The 24,664-nt window shown below is 55.8% G+C and carries 21 protein-coding genes; 6 read left to right on the plus strand and 15 right to left on the minus strand.

Annotation, left to right across the window (positions count from 1 at the left end; all coding sequences use genetic code 11):
• Positions 1-50 precede the first annotated feature (50 nt).
• Positions 51-845 carry a class I SAM-dependent methyltransferase gene (locus TH2_RS02840; RefSeq protein WP_008888886.1) on the plus strand — a complete coding sequence of 265 codons (795 nt, stop codon included), beginning with the start codon at positions 51-53 and terminating at the stop codon, positions 843-845.
• Positions 846-850: 5 nt separating this feature from the next.
• Here the strand turns inward: TH2_RS02840 and TH2_RS02845 are convergent, their stop codons facing one another.
• The 3 genes from TH2_RS02845 to TH2_RS02855 all read right to left on the minus strand — a co-directional run bounded on the left by TH2_RS02845 (position 851) and on the right by TH2_RS02855 (position 4,371).
• Complete coding sequence (locus TH2_RS02845) at positions 851-1,327, minus strand: OsmC family protein (RefSeq protein WP_008888887.1); 477 nt, start codon at positions 1,325-1,327, stop codon at positions 851-853.
• 18 nt (positions 1,328-1,345) lie between these two features.
• Positions 1,346-1,954 carry a GntR family transcriptional regulator gene (locus TH2_RS02850; protein WP_202948986.1) on the minus strand — a complete coding sequence of 203 codons (609 nt, stop codon included), beginning with the start codon at positions 1,952-1,954 and terminating at the stop codon, positions 1,346-1,348.
• A gap of 65 nt (positions 1,955-2,019) precedes the next feature.
• On the minus strand, positions 2,020-4,371 hold the full coding sequence (locus TH2_RS02855) for an alpha/beta fold hydrolase (protein ID WP_008888889.1): 2,352 nt from the start codon (positions 4,369-4,371) through the stop codon (positions 2,020-2,022).
• Between the two features lie 403 nt (positions 4,372-4,774).
• Here TH2_RS02855 and TH2_RS02860 point away from each other — a divergent pair, with 403 nt between their 5' ends.
• Entirely contained in the window at positions 4,775-5,989 is a 1,215-nt protein-coding gene (locus tag TH2_RS02860) for an MFS transporter (protein WP_238538658.1), read from the plus strand.
• 60 nt (positions 5,990-6,049) lie between these two features.
• Positions 6,050-6,619: a CHAP domain-containing protein gene (locus TH2_RS02865; protein WP_008888891.1), complete on the plus strand. Its 570-nt coding sequence runs from the start codon at positions 6,050-6,052 to the stop codon at positions 6,617-6,619.
• 561 nt (positions 6,620-7,180) lie between these two features.
• Here TH2_RS02865 and TH2_RS02870 read toward each other — a convergent pair.
• A complete protein-coding gene (locus TH2_RS02870; protein ID WP_008888892.1) occupies positions 7,181-7,834 on the minus strand; it encodes a GntR family transcriptional regulator in 654 nt (217 codons plus the stop codon).
• A gap of 128 nt (positions 7,835-7,962) precedes the next feature.
• Here TH2_RS02870 and TH2_RS02875 point away from each other — a divergent pair, with 128 nt between their 5' ends.
• On the plus strand, positions 7,963-10,449 hold the full coding sequence (locus tag TH2_RS02875) for a plasma-membrane proton-efflux P-type ATPase (protein WP_157193782.1): 2,487 nt from the start codon (positions 7,963-7,965) through the stop codon (positions 10,447-10,449).
• Positions 10,450-10,521: 72 nt separating this feature from the next.
• Here the strand turns inward: TH2_RS02875 and TH2_RS02880 are convergent, their stop codons facing one another.
• From TH2_RS02880 to TH2_RS02930, 10 genes are all read right to left on the minus strand, one after another.
• Positions 10,522-11,271: a proteasome-type protease gene (locus TH2_RS02880; RefSeq protein WP_008888894.1), complete on the minus strand. Its 750-nt coding sequence runs from the start codon at positions 11,269-11,271 to the stop codon at positions 10,522-10,524.
• 15 nt (positions 11,272-11,286) lie between these two features.
• Positions 11,287-12,105, minus strand: a complete 819-nt coding sequence (locus TH2_RS02885; RefSeq protein WP_008888895.1) for a transglutaminase family protein — start codon at positions 12,103-12,105, stop codon at positions 11,287-11,289.
• A gap of 1 nt (position 12,106) precedes the next feature.
• Positions 12,107-13,054: an alpha-E domain-containing protein gene (locus TH2_RS02890; RefSeq protein ID WP_008888896.1), complete on the minus strand. Its 948-nt coding sequence runs from the start codon at positions 13,052-13,054 to the stop codon at positions 12,107-12,109.
• A gap of 17 nt (positions 13,055-13,071) precedes the next feature.
• Positions 13,072-14,475: a circularly permuted type 2 ATP-grasp protein gene (locus tag TH2_RS02895; protein ID WP_008888897.1), complete on the minus strand. Its 1,404-nt coding sequence runs from the start codon at positions 14,473-14,475 to the stop codon at positions 13,072-13,074.
• A 174-nt stretch (positions 14,476-14,649) separates the two neighbouring features.
• Positions 14,650-15,411, minus strand: a complete 762-nt coding sequence (gene cobM / locus TH2_RS02905) for a precorrin-4 C(11)-methyltransferase (RefSeq protein ID WP_008888898.1) — start codon at positions 15,409-15,411, stop codon at positions 14,650-14,652.
• Positions 15,411-17,360: a precorrin-3B C(17)-methyltransferase gene (gene cobJ / locus TH2_RS02910; RefSeq protein WP_238538648.1), complete on the minus strand. Its 1,950-nt coding sequence runs from the start codon at positions 17,358-17,360 to the stop codon at positions 15,411-15,413. The genes cobM and cobJ overlap by 1 nt, the downstream gene beginning before the upstream one ends.
• Positions 17,357-18,094 (minus strand): precorrin-2 C(20)-methyltransferase, encoded by a 738-nt coding sequence (gene cobI, locus TH2_RS02915; protein WP_008888900.1) that lies wholly within the window; start codon positions 18,092-18,094, stop codon positions 17,357-17,359. The genes cobJ and cobI overlap by 4 nt, the downstream gene beginning before the upstream one ends.
• The gene (locus TH2_RS02920) at positions 18,091-19,344 is read right to left on the minus strand and encodes a bifunctional cobalt-precorrin-7 (C(5))-methyltransferase/cobalt-precorrin-6B (C(15))-methyltransferase (RefSeq protein WP_008888901.1); all 1,254 of its coding nucleotides are present in this window, start codon (positions 19,342-19,344) and stop codon (positions 18,091-18,093) included. Before TH2_RS02920 ends, cobI begins: the two co-directional genes overlap by 4 nt.
• Complete coding sequence (locus TH2_RS02925; protein ID WP_008888902.1) at positions 19,341-20,024, minus strand: precorrin-8X methylmutase; 684 nt, start codon at positions 20,022-20,024, stop codon at positions 19,341-19,343. The genes TH2_RS02920 and TH2_RS02925 overlap by 4 nt, the downstream gene beginning before the upstream one ends.
• A gap of 33 nt (positions 20,025-20,057) precedes the next feature.
• On the minus strand, positions 20,058-21,077 hold the full coding sequence (locus tag TH2_RS02930) for a sirohydrochlorin chelatase (protein WP_008888903.1): 1,020 nt from the start codon (positions 21,075-21,077) through the stop codon (positions 20,058-20,060).
• A gap of 404 nt (positions 21,078-21,481) precedes the next feature.
• Between TH2_RS02930 and cbiB the strand changes: the two genes are divergently transcribed.
• Together cbiB and TH2_RS02940 are read left to right on the plus strand one after the other, a co-directional pair.
• Positions 21,482-22,525 carry an adenosylcobinamide-phosphate synthase CbiB gene (cbiB, locus tag TH2_RS02935; RefSeq protein WP_008888904.1) on the plus strand — a complete coding sequence of 348 codons (1,044 nt, stop codon included), beginning with the start codon at positions 21,482-21,484 and terminating at the stop codon, positions 22,523-22,525.
• Complete coding sequence (locus TH2_RS02940) at positions 22,522-23,148, plus strand: nucleotidyltransferase family protein (protein WP_008888905.1); 627 nt, start codon at positions 22,522-22,524, stop codon at positions 23,146-23,148. Before cbiB ends, TH2_RS02940 begins: the two co-directional genes overlap by 4 nt.
• A gap of 9 nt (positions 23,149-23,157) precedes the next feature.
• Here TH2_RS02940 and rfaE1 read toward each other — a convergent pair whose 3' ends face one another.
• Positions 23,158-24,630, minus strand: a complete 1,473-nt coding sequence (gene rfaE1, locus TH2_RS02945; protein WP_008888906.1) for a D-glycero-beta-D-manno-heptose-7-phosphate kinase — start codon at positions 24,628-24,630, stop codon at positions 23,158-23,160.
• Between the last annotated feature and the right edge of the window lie 34 nt (positions 24,631-24,664).

The following is a 24,664-nucleotide window of genomic DNA, read 5'->3' on the forward strand; positions in this document are numbered from 1 at the left end:
TTAACTAGCCCGCAGAAATCCGGGTATTCCGCCAAGAGAGCATCAAGACCATGAATCAGGCCAGCAACTTCAACCTGCGCGAAGAGATCAAGGAATATTGGTCAATGCGTGCAGCCACATTTGACGAGCAACCCGGCCACGAGATTTTCTCGGAAGCCGAACGCAGCGCGTGGCATACCTTGTTTGAACGTCATTTCGGCAAGGGCGATGGGCGCAAGGCGCTTGATCTGGCAAGTGGCACCGGGGTTATCAGCCATCTGATGCATGATCTTGGATTTAACGTGACCGGCATGGACTGGTCCGAAGCGATGCTTGAAAAGGCGCGCGCCAAATCAAGGCAACGCGGATCAAAAATCACATTTCTGCTGGGCGATGCGGAAAATACCCTTGAGGCAGACGACAGTTATGACGTGATCGTCGCCCGTCATCTGGTCTGGACGCTGGTTGATCCGGCGGCGGCCTTTGCCGAATGGTTCCGTGTACTGAAACCCGGTGGAAAGCTTCTGGTGGTTGATGGTGATTTTGTCTCCCCGACCTGGGCGACGAAATTCAACAAGGCGATGGCGGGTTTCCTTGAAACCCTTGGTTTGCGAAAACCGGTTGAGGCGATTGCACAGATGCAGACCCATCAAGATATTCTGGCCCGCGTGCACTTCTCAAACGGGGCACGTGCCGAAGATGTTGCATTCATGCTGCGCCAAACCGGGTTCGATCCGATTGCGGTGGATTTCGATCTGAAACGCATTCACAGCGCGCAGAAAAAACACATCAGCTTCGCCAAGGGCTTGGAGCGCGGTGCACAGCATCGCTATGCCATCTGCGCGCAGAAACCGTTGGAAGCTTAGGCTGTTTACAAAACTTGGGTTTGGCGGACCGGTTCGGTCACGACTTCGGTCTTGACCGAATTGGCCAGAAAACAAGCTTCGTGGGCGCGGTGATGCAGCTGATCCTCAAGCACAACATCAGGGGCTGTGCCACCATAGGTGACCTTTGGCTTCAAGGTGACCTTGGTGATCATGGTCTTGCCATCAAGCGTTTCCATGATGCCAGTGGCGTCATCGTTATAGGCATCAATCAAAAGCCCGGCATCGGATGCGAAATGCAGGAAAAACAGCATGTGGCAGCTTGAAAGGGCTGCGACAAAGGCTTCTTCCGGGTCGACATTTTCTGCTAACGAATATGGCACGGGCACCACATGCGGGGATGAGGATGCCGGGACTTCGACCCCGCCATCAAAGCGCCAGACATGACCGCGCGAATAGCGGCGATCGGTGAAAACCTCGCTTTCCTTGCGCTTCCAGATCACTTCTGCGCCAAAACTGCTCATGGTGGGGCTCCTCGGTCTTCAGGACTTATCAATCGGGATCAGGCTTCCGGCGGTGACGCCGATATGGGTGGTCAAAACCTTACGCGCGGTCGCAATGTCCCCGGCCTCAAGGGCGGCGAGGATTTGCTTATGTTCTTCATAGAATGCGCTTCGCGGTCGTGACCCCTTGGGTTGCAGGGCGTAGGCACGTTTGGCCTCTCCGCGAAATCCATCGATCATCGACAGCAGCCTTTGATTGCCGCATGCGCCATACAGGGTCGCGTGGAATTCCTGATCAAGCGCTGCCAGCATGTCGGGATCTTCTTCTTCAAACAGATCTTCGTTAAGGCGACGCGCCTTACGCAGTGCTGATGGGCTCAGGTTAGGTGCAGACAGCTCAAGCGCGCTGACTTCGAGCGAAATGCGAATCTGACAAAGCTCGTGGACGTCTTTGCTGCGCAATCCAGTAACGGCAAGACTTCTATCCGGGCGTTTTTCGAGCAAACCGGATTCGTGAAGCCGTTCAAGGGCGTGGCGAATCGGCTGGCGACTTACGCCAAAGCGCGCGGCGAGATTTTCCTGCTTAAGCACCGTACCGGGGGGCAAGCTACCAGCTTCGATCTCTTCGCGAAGTGCTGTTGTGATCAAGTTTGTATCCATGGATTCAAACTATGATGAGTCAGATTTTTCGTCAAGAAAAACAGAGCGCAGTATCACTCTGCGGGGATGGCTTCTGTATGAGCGTCCTGCAGGTCGCAGTGGCTTTGCACAAAGGCGATAATCCGGTCATGTGCGCCGTCGATGTCTTCGTTAACAATGCCGTGACGATCGGATTCCAGCATCTGGACATCAATGTCGTTTGCGTTGGTTGCCAGACGCCGGATCATGGTTGCGCTGGCCGGATCGACAACCTTGTCGCCATCACCCTGCAGGATCAGGGTTTGGCAATCGAGATCGGGCAAGCGCCGCTGCATCTCGGCCACGGTTTGGCGCAACTGATGCAATCCGCCGATTGGAATGTTGCTATAATTGATCTCGGGATGCTCGGACTCGTTGGGCCGGAAACTGAGCAGTTCCTGCGCGGATGGCATCCATCCCATCAGTTTGTTCGCACCATAAAGCAGTGGCACAAACATCAGATTGCGGTTACGGAATTTAAGTGGCGTTCCGGCAAGGACAAGTGCCCGCAGTTTTTCAGGGTGATCAGCGGCATGAATGGCCGACAGGGCCCCACCGGTTGAAAACCCGACAATGATCACCTGATCGCAAAACGGGGCCAGGATTTCATAACCACGCCGGACCGATGCCAGCCAATCGGTCCATTTGCGTTTTTGCAACTCATGGGGAGATGTGCCGTGCCCGGCAAGTCGAACCCCCATCACTGCATGACCCATGGCAGCAAATCTTTCGCCCAGTTCGCGGAGCTCCGCCGGGGATGCCAAAAAGCCATGCACAAGCAACACGCCACAGGTAAACTGCTTTTGTCCGTTGGGCAGCAGCAAATAGGGGCGGCTGTCAGCCGTTGCGGTTTCCTGGGCGTTGATTGCGTCATATTTCGGTTTCTGGAACTTGGTGTGGTTCCACTGCCAAGCCAGAACTTCATCATCAAAACGGCGATGGGCAATATCGGTCGGGCTCAGGTGGTCGACCTCGATCCGCGCGCGTTCAAGGGCCTGCCAAGCGGCATGGATCGGGGCCATTTCGTTGGCATAGACCATGATGGGGTTGTCCATGCGGATCTGATCAAAGGTGGCCTCAGCCTGCAATTTTGGCAGGAAGCAATATTTCTGATCGCGACGTTCAATCAGGCCAAGCTGAACCGCACTGTCGATGAAGAACCGGATTTGCGGACAATTGAGCTCAAAAATACCGACATAGTCCGCCGGATTGCGCATGCCGCGATGCAAATGGACGTTCTCGGCCTGCTGGATGTTCTTGATCGCGAGATAAAGTGTTCTGTCAAAGTGGCTTATATCAACTTCGGTTACACCATCCTCAAGCCACATCATGATCAGGCGCGATGCCAGGTGGCTGACATTGATCGTCAGATTGGAATACATCACCGACATGCAATGATCGCGCAGCGGCTTGATATGCCGGGTGATGGCAAATTGCGGGACGCGTTCGGTGATCTTTTCAAGGGTCTTGGCCGGTTTGAACAGATCATCAATGCAGGTGGCCTGCTCAACCCGCTTGGCAAGCAGCCTGCGGTCCAGCCAATTAAACTGATCGCGCGGATTGACCGGATCGCCCAACCGGATGTCCATATCGGTCTTCTTGAACATCAGATTGCCTTCGATGATCATTTCCTCGGCCATTTTGGGGCTCAGCCCGCCGGTAAACATGTCAGCTGCGCGTGCCAAAAGGTTCTGATCAACGCGCAGCGGATGGAAGGTAATGTTGGCCGGAAACATCAATGTTGGCTTGGCAAGGCTTGTGCGAAGGTCATCTTCACTGCGTTCCAGAAGGTCGGCCCAACGGTTGAGTTCGTCGGCTTTACCCCGATCAATCAGGGTGGATAGGCCGATCTTGAAGCCATCAATGCAAAGCCCAAGCAAGGCCGCACCGGTATGGTGGGCGCGCCTGGTATCTGCCGATCTGGAATAGACGCTGTAATCAGGACGTTTGGGGTGTGGCCGTATATCGGTCAAAACCCGGCGATCCTTGACCATGCCGCCTTCGGGAAAGACCACGACCTTGCCGCCACGCAGGACTTCCTCGGCCAGAAACGGCAACAGGCGTTCATAGTTATTGGGAACCCCGCCAAGCGCCCGGAGATAGCGCGAAAAGGTATTGTCCTGGACAAAAAACTCGCCCGATGCGATCGACCGGCAATAGACCCCGGTTTCAAGCGCGATCAGGTATTGCGGGATAAAGGTTTCAAACCGGGCGAAGTGATTGAACATGAAAATGTCGCCCTGCGACAAATGGTCGCGCGGCCCGTGCATCTTGATGTTGATATCGATATTGGCCCGCAAAGCCGTCATCGCGCGAAGGGTCCATTCGCAGGTCTTCGGATTGATGGCGAACTTTTCACGTTCGATATCGCGGAATGTCTGAACCATGCGTGGAAATATCCCGGCCGGAGGTCTAACCCAGTATAAGGCGTTGGTTTCTTGGACGATTTTATCAGTTTTTTATAAGGTGTCGGTTAAGATAGATATGTGTTGCAATCCCCGGTTTTGGAAGGCTTGCAATCTTCGATTTGTCACGAATTGGTGTCAGAACGGCACGTCTTTCGTATAATGAAAGATCGGCGTGCTAGTCTGCCCGCTGGTTTCCATCAAATCCGGGCCGGTCATATCCTCTGCCACCCATATGATGACCGCAACCCCGGTTTGTGATCGCCCACCCATGATTGGAGGCCTTGTGCCCGTTCCCGACCCTGCCCCAGATCCATCCAAAGGCTCGGACCAAAACAATCCTGATTCTGCACCCGCCTCTGATCAGGATGGCGGACAAAGATCGATTTTTTCCGATCGGAATTTCGTGCTGTTTCTTGTCGGGCAATGCATCACGACACAAGGATTGTGGATCCAGAAAATCGCCATGTCCTGGCTGGCATGGTCGTTGACCGGATCGGCCTTCTGGACCGGGGTCATTGCCGCGCTTAATTTTGCCCCGGCCTTCTTCCTTGGGCCGATTTTCGGCGTGATGGCCGATCGGGTCGATTTGCGACGCACGGCCATGCTGCTTAATCTTGGGCAGGCTGCGGTTTCCTTCCTTTTGATGGGACTGTCCTATGCCGACATGATGACGTTGCCTTGGATGGTCGCACTTGCCGGATCGATGGGAATTCTTGGCAGTGCGATGACGCCGATCCGGTTGTCGCTGGTGCCGGTGATTGTACCGCGTGCCTTCATGAATCGCGCGGTCGCCTATGCGGCGATGAATTTCAATATTTCACGTCTGGTCGGGCCTGCGGTCGGTGGGGTGGTGATTGCCACCTGGGGCACCGGCGCTGCCTTTATGATCAACGCGATCAGTTATCTTCCGATGGTGTTTGTCATTTCGGTGGTCACCATTCACATGGAACGCGCGCCCGATGCCAAAAGCCGCCGTATCTGGACATCGCTTGTCGACGGGGCAAATTATGCACTCAATCATCCGATGATCCGATCGGTTCTGGCGCTGTCCTGCTTTGTCTCGCTGGTCGGGACCGGCATGGTTGAACTGATGCCGGTTTTTGCCGAGGCTGTTTACGATCGCGGGGTCACGGGTCTTGGCATGCTGGCATCAAGTGCGGGGATCGGGGCGGTGACATCGACCTTTATCCTGTCGCGGATTTCATCAGATGCCATTGCCTATCAAAGGGTTACGATTATCGGTGCGTTTGCCGCCGCCGTCGGCATGACCGGCCTTGGTTTTGCGCCGTGGTACGAGCTTGCCGTGCCGTTGGTTGCCCTGACAGGCGGCGGTCTGACCCTTGTCGGGGTGGGATCGCAAACAGCCTTGCAGCTGACGGTTGATAATCGCCTGCGGGGTCGGGTGATGAGTTTCTGGAGTGCGACCAGCTTTGGTGGCATGGCGCTGGGCGGGACGCTTCTTGGCGCGATTTCAGAGGCCGGTGACATTCAATATACGGCGCGTGGTTCTGGCGTTTTGATCCTGTGTGCGGCGTGTGTCGGGCTTTGGCGGCTTTATCGCATCGGGGCGCTGGCGCGTTCGGGTGCATTGCGGTAAAGGATTGTTAAGGCCTGCCGACCTATGGTGGCTCATTGTGAGAGGATCGGGGATTTCCAGATGCGTTTGCTTGGTATTGTCGGACTGTGTTTGTTGCTTTCGGCGTGTTTTAGCACTGGTAACTCGGCACCACGTGCGTCCGGCCCGATGCCAAGTGACACGGTTCAGACTCTTGCTAGCGTCAATCTGCCGTCCTCACGCCTGAACAGTTTCGCCCCGACCAACAAGTTCCTGCAATGCGTGCCCTATGCCCGCGAAGTATCCGGTATCGAGATTTACGGCGATGCCTGGACATGGTGGGCGCAGGCCGGGCAGAAGAACTTCCAGCGTGGTAACCGCCCGCAAATCGGTGCCGTTCTTGCGCTTCGCAAGACATCCCGTCTTAAACTGGGCCACGTTGCAGTGGTTTCAGCCATCCTTGATAGCCGCAAGATCCTTGTCAATCATGCCAATTGGGGCAGCGATTCGCGCACCCGCGGCAAGGTGCATTACCGCCAGCCGGTTGTTGATGTGTCCCCCAGCAATGACTGGTCCGAAGTGCGGATGATGAACACGCTTGGTACATTCGGCAGCATGTATCCAGCCCACGGCTTCATCTATCAGCCGCGCGAGACTGCAGAGGCGAACTAAGCCATTGGGCTGCAGGCGCCCCGCTGGCGCCAAAAAATCTCCCGACATCACGAAAGAAAAGTGGCGAAGCCCCCACGGATAGAGAGCTTCGCCAATTAAACCCGTGCGGGCGGCACGGGTTCGGGGGTTGAACCCGACAAGGCTTGCCGAAAGCGCCTTTCTGGCAGAGCAGGACCACTGCGCGATGCGATTTCGAGCATCTGTTTCGATACTGATTACCAGCACGGCGAGGGATCGCTGATCCCTCTGGCACGCCTTGAATACAAATTATCTATAAAATGACGTTTTCTATGATAATTACGCCGGGATCGAGTGCTGAAATCAACTGCAAAATCGGCAGAAAGGTGTGATTCTTCACTGAATCAACATCCAATTAACCTAAATATCTGATTTTAAATAATAAATATTATCTATAAAAATGAGGCGTGAGTGCGATAGAGGCGGCTCAGACGCGAATTTTCTATGCGTGTCGTCCTGAATCGGCGCTTTCGCGCGTCGTTCCGCCCCTTTGGGGACGTAAACCGGGAAGGCATGGAGAAAATTGATCTTTGGGAAGTGTCGTCAGGCAGGGGTTTGCGGGCGTGCTGTTTTGCCGGATTTATTGCCAATCCATTTCACATGCCGCGCAAGGGTGGCGGCAGCGACATCAATCTGATTGCTTCTGAGCGCGGCAAGGATCGCGCGGTGGTCCTGATCGGTCGGGGCTTCCCATTCCATGCGAAAACCCGAAAATAAAAATCGCGCACTGGCGGCATGCAGATCATCAATCGTCGCAAGCAACCGAGGCATCCCGCAAGGTTCCAGGATGACACGGTGAAACGCTCTGTTGGCCTGTTCCCATCCATGGACATCAGTGGCATTTTCGCCTGCGCGGTTATGGGCCTCTGCCACATCAAGAATTTCAGGGGTCAAATGCGGGGCAGCTTGGCGCAGTGCCAGAACTTCGAGGGACGCCCGCATTTCAGCAACTTCGCGTACCTCTGCAACATCGAAGCTGGCAACCCGGACGCCGCGCCGTGGTTCACTGACCGCTAGGCCTTGTGCCTCCAGCCGACGAAACGCCTCACGCACCGGAACGTGGCTGGCGCCAAATTCCTCGGCGAAGTGGTCCTGGCGCAGTTTCATGCCCGGTGCGAATTCGCCCGAAATGATCCGTTCCGCCAGTGCCCGGGTAATGCGCCCTGCGACCGTGGTGTCTATGGTGCTCTTTGTCATGTTTTATAGATAATTTGTGACAACTGATTTGTCGACCTGATTGATGTGCGACAATGTTGTGCGCTGCAATATATTCTAGAAACATTGCAGTTCCCCACATTGCCAACAGCGGCTCAGAGGGTGTCATCATGATGGAACAGACTGCCAAACGCGATAATCCCCAGATTGACCCGTCCCTGCTTGAGACAGACCCGAAAACCGGGCTTGCGCAAGACGAGGTAGACCGGCGGACTGAGAAGTTCGGCGAAAATCGCCTGAAGGATGATCAAACCAGCGCGCTTAAAAAGCTTTTGTCGTTCTTCTGGGGGCCAATCCCGTGGATGATCGAAGTTGCCGCCATCCTTTCGGCTGTGGTGCAGCATTGGTCGGACTTTGCGATTATCATCGTGATGCTGTTGCTCAATGCCGGAGTCGGCTTCTGGCAGGAATTCAAGGCGGACAACGCCATTGCTGCGCTCAAACAGCGCCTTGCGCCGGATGCACGCGTCTTGCGCGATGGTGCTTGGTCGGATCTTCCGGCCCGTGAACTGGTGCCAGGCGACATTATCCGCATCAAGCTTGGCGATATCATTCCCGCCGATGCCAAGCTGCTTTCAGGGGACTATTTGCGGGTTGATCAATCCGCCCTGACCGGTGAGTCGCTGGCGATTGATAAGAAAATCGGCGATGAGGTCTATTCCGGTGCCATTGCCCGACAGGGGCAGATGACCGCAATGGTTACCGCGACCGGCATGGCGACATATCTTGGCCGGACGGCAAGTCTGGTCAAAGGTGCCGGCAAACAATCGCATTTTCAGCGCGCGGTTCTGCGCATTGGCAATTTCCTGATCCTGATGACGCTGGGTCTGATTGCGTTGATCATGACCGTGGCCCTGCATCGTGGTGATCCGTTGATGGAAACCTTGCTGTTTGCCTTGATCCTGGCGGTGGCGGCGATTCCGGTGGCCTTGCCAGCGGTTCTTTCGGTGACACTGGCGGTCGGGGCGGAAAAGCTGGCGCAGATGAAGGCGATTGTATCAAGGCTCGTCTCGATCGAGGAACTTGCCGGGATGGATATCCTGTGTTCTGACAAGACCGGGACATTGACGCAAAACCATTTAACCGTCGGAACCCCGGTGCTGATTGATGCCAAGGATGAAAGCGATCTGATCCTTACCGCCGCACTGGCATCAGAGGCCGACAGCCACGATCCGATTGATAGCGCGGTCTTTGCGATCCTTGGCAATCGCGCAAAGCTTGATGGCTATGACATCACCAGTTTCCGGCAGTTTGATCCGGTACGCAAACGGGCCGAGGCGGAGGTTGCGTATGATGGCCAGACCATCATGGTCGCCAAGGGGGCCCCGCAGGCGGTTCTGGCTTTACTGTGTGAGGATGAGATATCGGATATCGAAAGTGTCGCGGCTTACCGCGCGGTGATGGATGCGATCAAAACCATGGCAGAGCACGGATACCGCGCGCTTGGTGTCGCCCGAACCGATAAAGACGGCAATTGGCAGTTTATGGGACTGCTGCCGCTGTTTGATCCGCCGCGTGAGGACGCGGCATCAACCATTGCCGAACTGCGCAACAAGGGTGTCGATATCCGCATGATCACCGGCGATCACGAGGCAATTGGCCGTGAAGTCGCAGGTCAGCTTGGATTGGGGCAAAACATCCTGCCCGCCGATGCGGTGTTTGATCGCAACAATCAGGCGCTTGATCCGGTAATGATCGAGCAGGCAGACGGCTTTGCCCGGGTCTTTCCTGAACATAAATACGCGATTGTTCGTCAGTTTCAGGATCGCGGCCATATTGTCGGCATGACCGGCGACGGGGTGAACGACGCCCCTGCCTTAAAACAGGCCGATATTGGCATTGCGGTTTCAAATGCCACCGATGCGGCGCGGGCGGCGGCCGATCTTGTTCTGACCGCGCCGGGCATTTCGGTGATTACCAGCGCGATTGAAGAATCGCGACGTATTTTCGAGCGCATGGGCAGCTACGCCACCTTCCGGATTTCTGAAACGATCCGGGTTTTGTTGTTCATGACGATTTCAATTCTGGTGTTTGATTTCTATCCGGTTACGGCGGTGATGATCGTGTTGCTGGCGTTGCTCAATGACTTCCCGATCATGATGATTGCCTACGATAATGCCGAGGTTGCCGAACACCCGGTGCGATGGAATATGGGCAATACGCTCACCATGGCATCCCTGTTGGGTGCTATCGGCGTGACATCATCCTTTGCCTTGCTTTGGGTGTCGGAAACCTGGCTGCATTTGCCGCCGGAAGAAGTCCAGACACTGGTGTTCCTCAAACTTCTGGTGGCGGGGCATCTGACGATTTACCTGACCCGGCACAAAGGCTTCTTCTGGCAGAAACCCTATCCCAGCATGAAGCTGTTTCTGGCAACCGAGATCACCCAGATCATCGGCACGCTGGCGGCTGTCTATGGCTGGTTTGTGCCAGCGATTGGCTGGTACCACGCGTTTGTGGTTTGGGGATATGCGCTGTGCTGGTTTGTGGTGGCGGGCTGTATCAAGGTTTGGGTCTATCGGCTTCTGACCCATCGCCATCACAGTCATCACAGCCATCTGGCCCGGGTTGAAGGATCGCTTCATCGCCACCGATAGGATCGGAACATCCACAAACAAAAAGCCGGACCATTTGTTTGGCCCGGCTTTGGGTGTTCGTATTCAAGGTGCTTATTCTGCGGCGATATCGCAATGTTCGTCGGGCATGTCGGCAAAGGCATCGCGAAGCGCATTCGACCAAGCGTCAGATAGTGCGCGGAAGCCCCTGTCCTCGGCCTCGATCCGGCGGATCTCAGAAAATTTGCAAGCGTCATCTGGCAAAACAGCCAGATCAAGCGGCATACCAACTGACAGGTTGGAGCGCAGCGTTGAATCCATCGACAACAATACCGCTTTCACTCCGTCCTGAATTGGTGTGTCGGGCGTGATCACACGATCAAGTATCGGCTTGCCGTATTTGTGTTCGCCAATCTGGAGGTAAGGTGTATCGGATGTGGCTTCGATGAAATTACCCGCGGCATAAACCAGAAACAGGCGTTGGTCGCCGCCCTTGCGCTGACCGCCAATCATGATCGAGGCAGCACTGCTTTCATGATGCTGTTCAAGAGTGTCGTGGTATTTCAGCTGTACCTTCTGCATGGCTTCGCCAACCAGTTCGGCGACGCGGAACATGCTTGGTGCGCTCAGGATGCAGTTGCCCGGCTCGGTTTCGGGATCGTCGATGGCCTCGTGCAAGGTGCTCATCACCGCTTGGGTAATGGCAAGGTTGCCGGCTGAAAGTGCGACAATCGCGCGTTCCCCGGGGACTTCCCAGGTGAACATTTTGCGATAACGTGAAATGTTATCAAGGCCCGCATTGGTCCGCGTGTCCGAAAGGAAAACCAACCCTTCGTTCAGCATCAACCCGACACAGTAGGTCATCTTTTTGTAGTCCGACTATTGTTGTGACTGCGCAATGACGACTGTTACATCCAAATCTTCGTTTCCGCCACCAGTATGTACGCCCCGGATCGGGGTGGCGACCTGACCATCAAGTCCTGATCCAAGCCGGATATAACTATCCGTCGGGCAGCACTTGTTGGCCGGATCAAACCCGACCCAGCCGAACTCTGGCAGATGCAACTCCGCCCATGCATGGGATGCCTCATGCGGTTTGCCTTCGTGATCGGCAAACAGATATCCCGATACATAGCGGGCCGGAATGCCAAGATGGCGTGCCGCCGAGATCAGCACATGGGCATGATCCTGGCAAACACCCTTGCCATCAGCAATCGCATCGGCAGCCGTTGTGTGCACATGGGTTGTGCCTGGCGCATATTCAATGGCATCGGCGACCGCCGCAGCAAGACCGTGTGCAAGTTCCAACACTGTGCCGTCCTTGGTTTTCTTCACGACCTTGTCGGCAAGCTTGCGAATGGCGGCACTGGATTTGGTCATGGGCGTCGTGCGCAGGAATACGGCCGGAAAGGCGCGTTCCTTGTGGCCGCGCAAAACGCCTGCCGTATCAGTGGTTTCGACCTCGCCGGTAACGACGATTTCAATCGCCTCGACCGGGCCGTTTGACGTCAGGGTGCTGATGATATCACCGTTGCCATCGGTAAATTCCGCACCGATGTTGCAGCCCTCGGCTGTGATCGACCATCTCAGAATCTTTTGGCCTTCGAATTCGGCGGGCGTCAGTTTAAGGCTCTGAACCGCGTGATAGGCCGGATACTCATAGCGGTAGTGGGTCTTGTGTTCGACGGTCAAGCGCATCTTACTGCCCCCCGAAATGATATGCGTCAGCGATCGCAAGCGACAGGATACGATTGCGTCCCTGGAAATCGGTCAGGAATTCGTGCAAACCGCCTGAGAATATCTCGTCCATGTCACTTTGAGTCAGCAAGGAATACATCTCGACCGCCTGGCGATGAACGCTGTGGCGTTGACCATAGTGGCGGGCAAGCCTTTCAAGATGCTGGGTAATCTGTTCGGAACAGTGGGCAAGCGATCGCGGACTGAACGGATTAAGGATCAGGAAGTGCGCGATGCGATGTGGTGAATAATCATCACGATAGACCCAGTGGAACGCGCGGAGTGACGATGCCGCACGCAAAACCGTTGTCCATTGATAGTTGTCGACACCATCGCCGACCATGCTGGTTTCCGGCAGAAGGACGTAATATTTGACGTCCAGAAGCCGTGCGGTGTTGTCCGCGCGTTCGATGAAGGTGCCAAGACGGATGAAGTCATAACCGTCATTGCGCAAAATCGTGGAATCGGTGGCCCCGCGGAACAGCGCGCCCTGCTTTTTGACCCAGTCGATGAATTCCGGCAGTTCGTTCTTCGCCAGATTGTGCATCGACGGGCGCCGCAGTTCCATAAGCGCATTATTGAGCGCCTCCCACATTTCTGCGGTGATGGCTGTACGCATGGCGCGTGCATTGGCGCGCGCATACTCAAAGCAATTGATGATCGATGAGTGGTTGTCGCGGTTAAAGATCAGGAAATTGGCGACTTCCTCCTGGCGCAACGGCGCATCGGGGTCATATCCCGCGGCACATCCGGATGCAGACAGGACCGATTCCCATTCTGACCGGTTGCCGCTTGCCGCAGCCGGCATCAGTGCCATGCGATAGCCCATTTCCATCAGGCGGGCCATGTTTTCGGCCCGTTCGACATATCTCGACAACCAGAAAAGGTTTTCGGCGGTACGACTAAGCATCTCTCAACCCTTTCCTTTTAATCGCTCATGATCCAGGTGTCCTTGACCCCGCCACCCTGTGACGAGTTCACGACAAGTGAGCCTTCCCGCAGCGCTACACGGGTCAAACCGCCCGGTGTCAGGCGCACATCATCGCCAACAAGGCAGAAGGGCCGGAAATCGACATGACGCGGCGCAACGCCGCTTTCAACGAATGTCGGGCAGGCTGAAAGCGACAGGGTCGGTTGGGCGATGAAATCACCGGGGTCGGCTTCGATCCGTTTGGCGTAGGCGGCCTGTTCTTCCTTGGTCGATGCCGGACCGACCAGCATGCCATAGCCACCTGACCCGTGGACTTCCTTGACGACAAGCTCGCCCAGATGTTCGAGAACGTATTTCAGATCATCCGGCTTGCCGCATTTCCATGTCGGCACGTTATTCAGGATCGGCTCCTGCCCCAGATAGAAGCGGATCATATCCGGCACATAGGTATAAACCGCCTTGTCATCAGCAACACCGGCACCCGGTGCCGAACAGATTGCCACCCCGCCAGACCGATAGACATTCATAAGCCCCGGAATGCCCAGAACCGAGTCCGGTCTGAAGCACAGCGGATCGATATAGGCGTCATCAATGCGGCGATAAATCACATCAACCTGGGCCGGTCCGCGTGTGGTGCGCATAAAGACCCGGTCTTCATGAACAAACAAATCCTGACCTTCGACCAGCTCAACCCCCATCTGATCGGCAAGGAAGGAATGTTCATAATAGGCACTGTTCATCGCACCCGGCGTCAGGACAACGATATTGGGGTCGCGGTCGCATTTGCGCGGTGCGATGCTTTTAAGCGTTTTCAACAACATGTCCGGATAGCTTTCGACCGGCTCAATCCGAAGGCTTTTGAACAGATCGGGGAACATGCGCATCATGATTTCGCGGTTCTCGAGCATATAGGACACGCCAGATGGCGTGCGGCAGTTGTCTTCGAGAACATAAAAATCGTCAGGACCGGTGCGCACGATATCGACACCAACAATGTGGCTATAGACATTGCGCGGCGGATCAATGCCGATTACGGCCGGTTCGAACGCATCGTTGCGAAACACCAGATCGGCCGGGACGATACCGGCCTTGATGATTTCGGCATTATGGTAAACGTCATAGAGAAACGCATTCAGTGCCCGGGCACGCTGTTTGACGCCACGATCAAGCTTGCGCCATTCCTGCGATGTGAAGATACGGGGGATCAGATCAAAGGGAATAAGCCGCTCGGGATCTCCGCCCTCGCCGTAAACAGCAAATGTAATGCCGATCTTGCGGAACAGCGTTTCAGCTTCAAGGCGCTTTTGTTCGAGAACCTCGGGGCCGCTTGCTTCCATCCAGTCAACCAAGGCGCGATAAGGTTCGCGAATTTGGTCGTCAACACTCATCTCGTTGAACATGCATTCTCCCCTTTATTTCCCTTTGATTAAAGGGTGCCGGGCAGGGGGCGGTCAAGGATGTTCACAGTTGAAATGACATATTTTTCAGCAAATTGCTGTTCTGCCGAAAAAATAAACTTGCTGATCAGAGGGTTTGTACAAAAAACGGGCGGACATGAAGTCCGCCCGATCAGATCATGCTTTTGCCGGGCGCAGAACGTGCGTGTGATCGGCGGCATAAAGTCTAGAGTCGGTAAAATCTTTCCGACCGAAAACCTCACCGACCATGATCAGTGCCGTGCGCGTGATACCACTGCCTTTGACCTTGGCCCGGATATCGCCAAGGGTGCCAAAAATGAATTGCTGGTCTGGCCAGGTCACGCGATAGGCAATCACAACCGGGCAGTCTTCGCCGTAATGCGGGGTCAGATCGCGCACCACATTGGCCAGATTGTTGATCGACAGATGCACCGCCAGCGTCGCACGCGATTTGCCAAGTTCCGCAAGGCTCTCGCCGTCTGGCATGCTGGACGACCGCATGGCGGTTCGGGTCAGGATCACGGTCTGGGAAATATCGGGCAGGGTCAGTTCCGCGCCGATTTCAGCAGCCGTCGCTGCATAGGCCGAAACGCCCGGCGTGATGTCATAGGGAATGCCAAGATCATCAAGTCGGCGGATCTGTTCGGCGATTGCACCATAGATTGACGGATCACCGGAATGAACGCGTGCGACATCCTGTCCCTTGGCGTGGGCGGCTTCGATCTCAGCCATGATTTCATCAAGGTTCATGGGCGCTGTATCGACCACGTGGGCGCCATCCGGGGCGCTTGTGACGATTTCTTCGGGCACCAGCGATCCGGCATAAAGGCAGACCGGGCATTTTTCGATCAGGCGCAGGCCGCGCACGGTGATCAGGTCCGGGGCGCCGGGGCCGGCGCCAATAAAATGAACAGTCATTATTCTGCCCCGCCTTTCTTGGAAGTGTCGTTTTTGAAAGTGTCAGTGCTGCTGTGAACCGGCGCTTTAGCCGCATCCGGGCCCTTTTTGGCATAGCCGCGCGGGGTATAGACCCATTCGTTCTCGCCGCGGGTGATGTGGCGGCTATTGCTTGATCCGACCAAAACTGTGGTCAGCATATCGACCATGTCGACTTCTAGTTTCGAAAGTGGAACGACTGTGATTTCCTCGTCCGGGCGGCCAAGTTGACGGCCCAGAACCACCGGGGTGTCCTCATTGCGGTGTTCAAGCAGGATATCACGCGCCTTGGCCAAAAGATCGCGGCGGCGTTTGGAAACCGGGTTATAGAACGCAATTACGAAGTCGCCTTCGGCCGCTGATTTCAGGCGGCGCAGGATGTCTTCGCGCGGTGTCAGAAGGTCAGAAAGCGAAATCGCACAGAAATCATGACCCAGCGGCGCGCCAATGCGTGATGCCGCCGCCTGAAGCGCGGAAATACCGGGTGACACCTGAACCGCGACCCGGTTCCAGTCAGCGCGGTCTTCGCGATCAAGCAGCTCAAACACCAGCGTTGCCAGCGCGTAGATGCCGGCATCCCCCGACCCGATCAGTGCAACGTCCTTACCGGTCGCGGCCAGTTCAAGCGCGTGGCGCGCGCGGGCTTCTTCGGCACCAAGATCGGAATGATGGCAATCCTTGCCGTCAATCAGCGGGCCAAGCAGATCAAGATACATCTGATAGCCAACGATATCGGTTGCGCGACCGATCAGGGCGGTGGCCTCGGGGCTGCGCCAGCCGATCTGGCCCGGGCCGATGCCAACAATCGAAAGCCTGCCCTGCGCGGTTCCGACTTTATTTGGGATGATGTCATCCTGTGACAGGGCGACGGCGCAGGTGGACTTTTTGGTCTTGTGTTTGGGGACAATCAGCTTGCCGTTCGGACCGACCGTGGCCAGTGCCGCACCTTCGGCAACACCATGGCAGCCGGTCTCGGCAAACACGACGTCTGATGGTGTTACCAGACGGTCTGCCTCGGCCTCAAGGGTTTGGGCATCAAAGAACCGGGCTGGAACGCCCAGACGTTGCGCCAGCTCATGGACTGCGGCCTCATCAGCCTTCAGATCGATCGAGGTCACGCAGGCAATGGCCTTCGGGCTCAGGCACTGACCAGCCAGTGTTTCCATCACTAGATCATACAGATCATCGGCCGGGCAGCCGCGCTCACAGCCGACACCAAGTGCCAGGACCGGCGGGTGATAGGTGATTGCGGTTTCAGCACCATCGCTGATCGCATCTTCATTGGCACCTTCGCGGGCGGTCGCGGTGATCAGGATGCTGCCATCCTCGGACTGGGCAATAGCACTGTTGGTCAACCACGCGGCCGAGCCTGCCTCAACCTCAATTCGGGCAGAGGCACCGGCCAAAAGGGCCGCTGTGGCCGGTTTGACGGTTTCGGGCGTGCCAAGTGTCCAGCCAACAGGCGGCTCATCAAGCGCAAGACCCAGCATCGCATCGCCCGGCGTGGTGATGGCGGCATTGCCACCAAGACGATCAGCCAGATCGCGCGCCAGTCGGTTCCCGCCATGATGCCCGCCCAAAAGCGGGATGAAGTTATCACCGGCTTCATCAACGGCAAGCACGGCGGCGTCCTGCCATTTGCCTGCCAAAAGCGGTGCAAGTGCGCGGATCAGAATGCCTGACGCGCAGACACCAATAATGACATGATCGGATGAAAAGGTTTGTTGCAGATGCGCAATAGTGTCATCAAACGCGACATCAACATCCTTGACCGACACGCGTGTGCGCAGGCCATGCACCGATGCACCCTGCAGGCTGGATGCAATTTTACGTGCGGTCGGAAGGGCGCGCTGTGTCAGGCAGATGACCGCAATCGGGGCGATTGGTGCGGTCGGCAACGCGGATTTATTCGGGGTGTTCTGGGCGGTCATCGCCATGCGTCTCCGCGACGGTGGATCAGGATCATGGAAAAATACGGTGCCTTGGCGTCGGCGGGCAGTTCGCCCAGCGGGACCATTTTTTGGGTTTCAAGCGTCGCACGTTCGATATAGCGCGCCCGATCCGTCAGGCCGAGTTCGTTGATCACACCGCGAACCTTGGCGAAATGACGACCAAGCTTGATGATGGCGGCCGCATCGGTTTTGGCCAGCTGTTCACGCAGGCGGTCGGCATCAAGCGGTCCCGGGATGACTTGCAGCACATCGTTCTTGGCGGCCAATGGCGCGCCAAGTTGTGCAGCACAGGCCATCATTGAACTGACACCGGGAACGGTTTTGACCGGGTGGCCTGCCTCGGCCAAACGGCCAAACAGATACATGAAGCTGCCATAAAAGAACGGGTCACCCTCGCACAGCACAGCAACGGTTTTGCCATCTGCCAGATGCTTACCGATTTCGATGGCAGCCGCGTCATAGATCGGATCGGCTGGTTTGCCCATTTCGATGCGAATAGCGATTTCAATCCGGCCTTCGGGAATATGCGGATCAACGATCTGACGTGCTAGGCTGACGCCATCTTCAAGGGCTGGATAGGCGATCACATCGGCCTTTTGCAGGATGTTATAGGCCTTAAGCGTGATCAGATCAGGCTCGCCCGGTCCAATGCCAAGGCCATAGGCCGTTCCGGCAACCGGAAGGCTATCGCTTGCGGGAAATTCCGCACTCATGCTTTTACTCCGAGGTAATGGGTGACCGGGGCAAGGTTGCTCCAGCCCTTGAAGCTGCCGCGCGGCACCAGTCGTGAAAACGACAGGCGCGACAAGCTGCCACCGTTTTTATTATAAAACCGTAATAATTTTTCTTCGCCTTCAAGCGTCACCGTGTTGGCGACCAGCCGCCCGTGCGGCGACAACAGATCCCAGCAGCTTTCAAGCAACCCATCAATCGTAATGCCCCCGCCGATGAAAATCGCATCGGGCTTGGGCAGGCGATCGGCAAAACTCAGTGCTTCTTCAATGGATTTCTGCTCAATCGCAAGGGTCGGAACGCCAAGACGAATGGCATTCTTCTTGATCATCGCGCAGCGTTCGCCGTCGCGTTCAATCGCAACAGCCCGACCGCCCATGCGTTTCCATTCAATCGAAATCGACCCGCAACCGGCACCCAGATCCCACAAAACACCGCCATCAAACGGCGCCAGTGACGCCAGTGTCTGGGCGCGGATTTCCGATTTTGTGATCATGCCATCATGGATAAAGGCATCATCGGGCAGTCCCGGTCCCTTGGGCAACGGTTTGGCGTTTGGCCCGGCTTCAAGATCGATCATGATCAGATTAAGCGGGTCAACCGATTTGATATCGGGCATCGATGTGGCAGTTGATTGCCAGGTGCGCGCTGTTTGCGTGGTAATGCGCTCTTCGGGGCCGCCAAGCCGCTCGCAAACCGACATGCGGCTTTGATCAAAACCGGCTTCACACAGCATGACGGCGACAAGGGCCGGGGTCGAGCCATCAGCACTGAGTGCGATCAGTTTGCCATGCGGGCGCAGATGGGCACGCAATGTTTCCGGATCGCGGCCATGCAGCGTAATCACATCACACTCGGCCAGTGGCCAGCCGAGCCTGGAGGCGGCCAGAGAAATGCTTGATGGCGCCGGGATCGCGTATATTGGTTCGTGTCCGAAATATTTAATCAGCGTGTTGCCAACCCCAAAATACATCGGATCGCCGCTGGCCAGCACGACCGGGTTCTGATCAAGGCAATCTTCGATCAGCGGCAGATTGGCTTCAAACGGCGTGATCCATTTGTTCTGGGTTGCCCTGTTGGAACCGGGTAACATGGCGATATGGCGTGTGCCGCCAAAAATGATGCTGGCATTTTCAAGGATGTTGCGCGCCATTGGTGAAAGGCCGTCATAGCCATCTTCACCGATGCCAATAACCGTGATCCGTCCCTTGATCGGTGCCTGTTCGTTCATGATGCACCCCCGGATTTGCGGTCAAAGGTTCCATCAGGTGTCGTTTCGTCATCGCGCGCCAGACGCGCCAAGGCATTGATCGTGGCGGCTGTGACCGCACTGCCGCCAAATCGACCACGCAGCGTGACAAAGGGAATACCATTGGCATGTTCGATCAGCGCATCCTTGCTTTCAGCTGCCCCGACAAAGCCGACCGGCATGCCGACAATGGCTGCTGGCTTATTCAATCGTCCGTCATGGATCGCTTCAAGCAAGTGATAAAGGGCAGTCGGCGCGTTGCCGATGGCAATTATTGCGCCTTCGATATGATTGGCCCAGGCTTCAACCGCGGCGGCAGATCGTGTGGTTTCCATTCGTGCGGCAAGATCGTGCGTATTGCCATCATTGAGCGTGCAAAGAACCGGGTTCTGATTGGGCAGAAGCCGGGAAATAATGCCATGACGCACCATTTCTGCGTCACACAGGATCGGCTTTCCGCGACTTAATGCTGCTGTGGCAGCATTCACCACATCACCACCAAAGGCGATCTGATCGGCCATGTCGACCATGCCGCAGGCATGAATGATACGAATGGCAACCGGCCGCTCAGCGTCTGAAAAGCGCGCAAGGTTTGCCTCGGCCTCGATGGTGGCAAAGCTTTTGGCATAGATTTCCTGCGGGTCACGCAGATAGTCAAACATTGCCGCGCCTTTCAGAGGATGGGGATCGACCGGTCAGGAACCGGTCGATTTCTTCGCGTCGTCGTGATCATGGGAATGGCTGTGCCCGTGATCATGGCCATGGCTATGACCGTGATCGTGGTGATGCCCGTGGCCGTGATGGTGGTGATGGCCATGATCATGGCTGTGTCCATCGGTGCCAATGCCCATCACATGGTGATGGTGACCGACCTGCGGGGTGCCGACATCGCCTTCATAACCAATGATCTGCTCACGATACTTGCAAAGCTGGCAGTTCATATTGTTGTCGCCGGTATCAATCTCGGTCAGACGTTCGGCAAAGCTTTCAAGAACCATCGGGTGGTCCTTGAGGTAGCCTGCCTTGATGAACTCGACATCACCAAATTCCGCCGCGACTTCGTCGGTATGGCTATAGATGCGGTCAATCAGAATGCCGGCAAACAGGAAATACGGGAAGACGACAACGCGCTTGTATCCCAGTTTCATCGCTTCGCGCAGGCCCGCATTGACGCGCGGATGGGCAACACCGGAATAGCTGATTTCGGTACGGCCAAAGCCCATGCCTTCCTGAAGCATACGGGCAACCTTGTAGACATTGGAATTGGCGTCCGGGTCATTGGTGCCGCGCCCGACCACCATCAACAGGGTGTCTTTGCGATCTACGCTGTCATCGACACCTTCAAGGGCTTCTTCGATGCGTTCCTTTGCTGCCATCAGAAGCTTGGGGTCAATGGCAAGATCGCGGCCAAAAAGCACTTCGATATCGGGATTTTCGTGGGCGAAATTGTTTACTTCGCTCGGCAGGTCGTTTTTGACGTGACCGGCGGCAAACAGCATACCGGGAAGGGCATAGATTTTCTTGTGGCCCATGGCTTTGAGTTTTTCAAAACCATCACGCAGGATCGGGTGGGCAAATTCGAGAAAGCCGCTTTCGACATCGTAGTCGGCCAGGTGGGTCTGTTTCATAGCTTCAACCATGGCGTTGAACTGTGAAACCGCGCGTTCGTCGCGCGAACCATGACCGCAAATCATTACTGCGCCTTTGGGGGACATAAAAGGCTGCTCCTTTGTCTCTCTTTGATGGTGTTCTTCACATGACATTGTTGCCATGCGGTACCCGATGCCACCCCCGTTTTCACCGATTGGCTTGCGGAATGCAAGCGGCAGCTACGCCAAGAGGGTGCACAAGGGGCTTGGGTGATGAAAATACTACTTATTGTGGGCCGGTTATGGTCTGGTATCGAATATGTTGTGGGCGGGCTCAGTCCTTCGGTTTTGGCGGGTGATCTGGTTGAGGTGTTCTGCGTTACGCACTGCCGGGCAAACAGGATTGACCAATATAAGGTATGATAAATTAAAAATTCGTATGAAATTTCTTTATCAAAGCAAAAATCAGATGGCAAATTTCGCAGCATCAATTTGGTTCGCGCATTCACCATGTCATTCTGATTGACGGGTTGGCGATCACCGCGCACATTGCCGCCATGGAACCGACATTCACCGATTTTCTGATCCCGGAACCTGCGTTTTTCGGGCCGCTTTTTTCAATGCTGGTGCTGGCACTGCTGCTGGATGCGGTGTTTGGGGACTTCCCGTGGCTGTTTAGCCGGATCGGGCACCCGGTGGTCTGGATTGGCAATCTGATTGCGTGGTTCGAAAGGCGCCTGAACCGCACAGACCGCAGTAACCCGGACCGACTTTTGCGCGGTGCTGTGACCAGTCTGATGGTGATTGTGGTCGCCGCGGCTTTCGGTGGTGTGGTGCAGTTTGTCTCATCACTTGGCGATGTTTTCAGAGCGCCCGAAGTCCTTTTGGTGGCGGTCCTGATTGCCCAAAAAGGCCTTTATCAACACGTAAAGGCCGTCTCGAACGCTCTCAAGAAAGATGGCATCGCTGGTGGACGCAAAGCGGTTTCGATGATTGTCGGACGCAATCCCGATACGCTTGATGAGGCCGGGGTCAGCCGGGCAGCCATTGAAAGCTGTGCTGAAAACTTTTCTGACGGGGTGGTCGCCCCACTGTTCTGGTATGTAGTTGGCGGGTCGATTGGTATTTGCGCCTATAAGGCGATCAACACGCTTGATTCGATGATTGGTCATCGCAATGAGCGCTATCTCTATTTCGGCAGAGTTGCCGCGCGCCTTGATGACGTCGCGAACTTTATCCCCGCACGGATTGCCGGTGGTGTAATTTGCCTTGCTGCCGCGATCGGTAAGAGAACAAGTGGTAAAGCTGCCTGGCAGACCATGCTGTCGGATGCAAAAAAGCATAAATCGCCGAATGCCGGGTGGCAGGAAGCAGCCTTCGCTGGCGCGCTTGAAATCGCCCTTGCCGGGCCGCGCCAGTATGGCAGTGAAATGGTCGATGATCCGTATATTGGCAACGGTCGTTCCGATCTGACCGCTGTTGATATCGACCGCGCGCTGAGACTTTTTACAACCTCATGTCTGATCAATGCGGCATGGCCGATTGTTCTTAAGGTTCTCTGGGTCGGGCTATGAGTGCTGGGTGGCGCGCCAATGATATCCCGTTGGGCCGCGAATTTCTTGAACTTGTCCTGCAAAACCGCACCAACCAGATCATTCTCGACCGGTTTTCAGCCTGCGGGATCAAAGACTGGTGGCTGACCGCCGGATGTCTTGCGCAGACGATCTGGAACATCAAGGCCAATCGTAACCCGGGTTCCGATATTGTCGATTATGATCTTTTTTATTTCGATCCCGATACGTCGTGGCAGGCCGAAGATCATGTAATTGTCCAAGGCGCTGAATTGTTTGCTGATATCCCGGTTTCAATCGAAATCCGTAATCAGGCGCGTGTGCCGATCTGGTATCCGGAAAAATTCGGTGTGCCTTATGGTGCGGTGCGTGCTGCCAGTGATGGCATTGACCGTTTTGCCTATCAGACAACTGCCATTGGCGTGCGCAAGGAGGCGGGCAATAGCGGAATAGACGCCTATCGCATTTATGCGCCGTTTGGTCTTGCTTCGGTCATGGAAGGTCGGGTGATCCCAAACACGGTTTTACCCGTCAAAGAGGTCTATGACGCCAAGGTTGGGCGTTGGCAAAAGATATGGCCGAATCTGCTCGTAACGCCATGGCCGGACGAAGAAGGTCAGCCTTAATTCAGACGCTTAGTGGTTGCCCTGGTTCATCCGTGCGATGGTCGAAGTGGTGGAAAAACCATCTTCAAGGTTGGCCAGAACCACCTTGCCGCCATAGCCATGGACGATTTCGGCCCCGACAACCTTGTCGATGGTGTAATCCGCACCCTTGACCAGAATGTCTGGTTTGATCGCCTTGATCAGTTCAATCGGGGTGTCTTCGCCAAAAATCACCACACCACTGACGGTTTCAAGTGATCCTAACACGGCTGCACGTGCGGCCTCCGACTGAACCGGGCGGGCTTCGCCCTTAAGGCGTTTGACAGACGCATCGGAATTCAGCCCGACAATCAGGCGGTCGCAATTTGCCCGTGCCTGTTTCAGTAGGCTGAGGTGGCCCGGATGCAACAGATCAAAACAGCCATTGGTAAAACCGACAGTGTATCCCTTGCGCCGCCAGCGTTCTGCACGATCGATCATGCGGTCAAGCGGCATCAGTTTGGCTTCACCGATCATCAGATCATGATGATGAAGGGTGGAAATCAGCTCGTCCGGGTAAACAACCGCAGTGCCGATCTTGCCAACCACGATCCCGGCCGCGACATTGGCAATACGGGCTGCATCGGCAAGGCTTGAACCCGCCGCAACCGCCGATGCAAGGCAGGCGACAACCGTGTCACCGGCACCTGATACATCAAAGACTTCGCGGGCTTCGGTCGGCAGGTGCAAAGCCTTGCCATCTTTGGTGACCAGGGTCATGCCGTCTTGGCTGCGGGTAAGCAGGACATTCTCGATACCGCATTCGGTGATGATCTTGGTCGCAGCCGCGATGGCATCTTCGTCGCTGTTTATGGCAATGCCAGTGGCTGCTTCGGCCTCTGCGCGGTTCGGCGTCACCACTGTGGCACCACGATAGATGCTGTAATCATTGCCCTTTGGATCGACGATGACGGGTTTTCCGGCTGCGCGCGCAGCCTTGATTGCGGCTGCAACGACATCGGCATGCAAGACACCCTTGCCATAGTCCGACAGAATGATCGCTGCAACATCCCCTGCCAGCTGACCTGCGAGTGTCGAAAGATTGCTAATTGATGCTGGTGCAATGGCGTTGGTGGTTTCATTGTCAGATCGCAACAATTGCTGCCCGCCCGCGATATAGCGGGTTTTGATCGTCGTCGGGCGGTTGCGCTCGGTCTGGATATAGGGCTCAACACCCTTGTCAGCGGCGACATATTCCATGACTTCGCGGCCGGGCAGATCATCGCCAACAAGCGACAGGAACTGAACCGATGCGCCCAGGGCTGTTGCGTTGCGCGTGACGTTACCAGCGCCCCCCAGCATGGCACTTTCGCGCTCAACCCGGATGACAGGAATGGGCGCCTCGGGCGAGATGCGGATGACCGAACCATAGACAAACCGGTCAAGCATGACATCGCCAATGCACAGGACTTTGGCATCGGTCAGTTGTTCAACCTGTCGGGCCAGATGGCTAAGATCGGTCATGGTCTCAGTTCTTTATGCTGTCAGAGTATTCAGG

The organism is Thalassospira profundimaris WP0211 (genome assembly GCF_000300275.1).
In the GTDB taxonomy this organism is placed as follows: Bacteria; Pseudomonadota; Alphaproteobacteria; order Rhodospirillales; family Thalassospiraceae; genus Thalassospira; species Thalassospira profundimaris.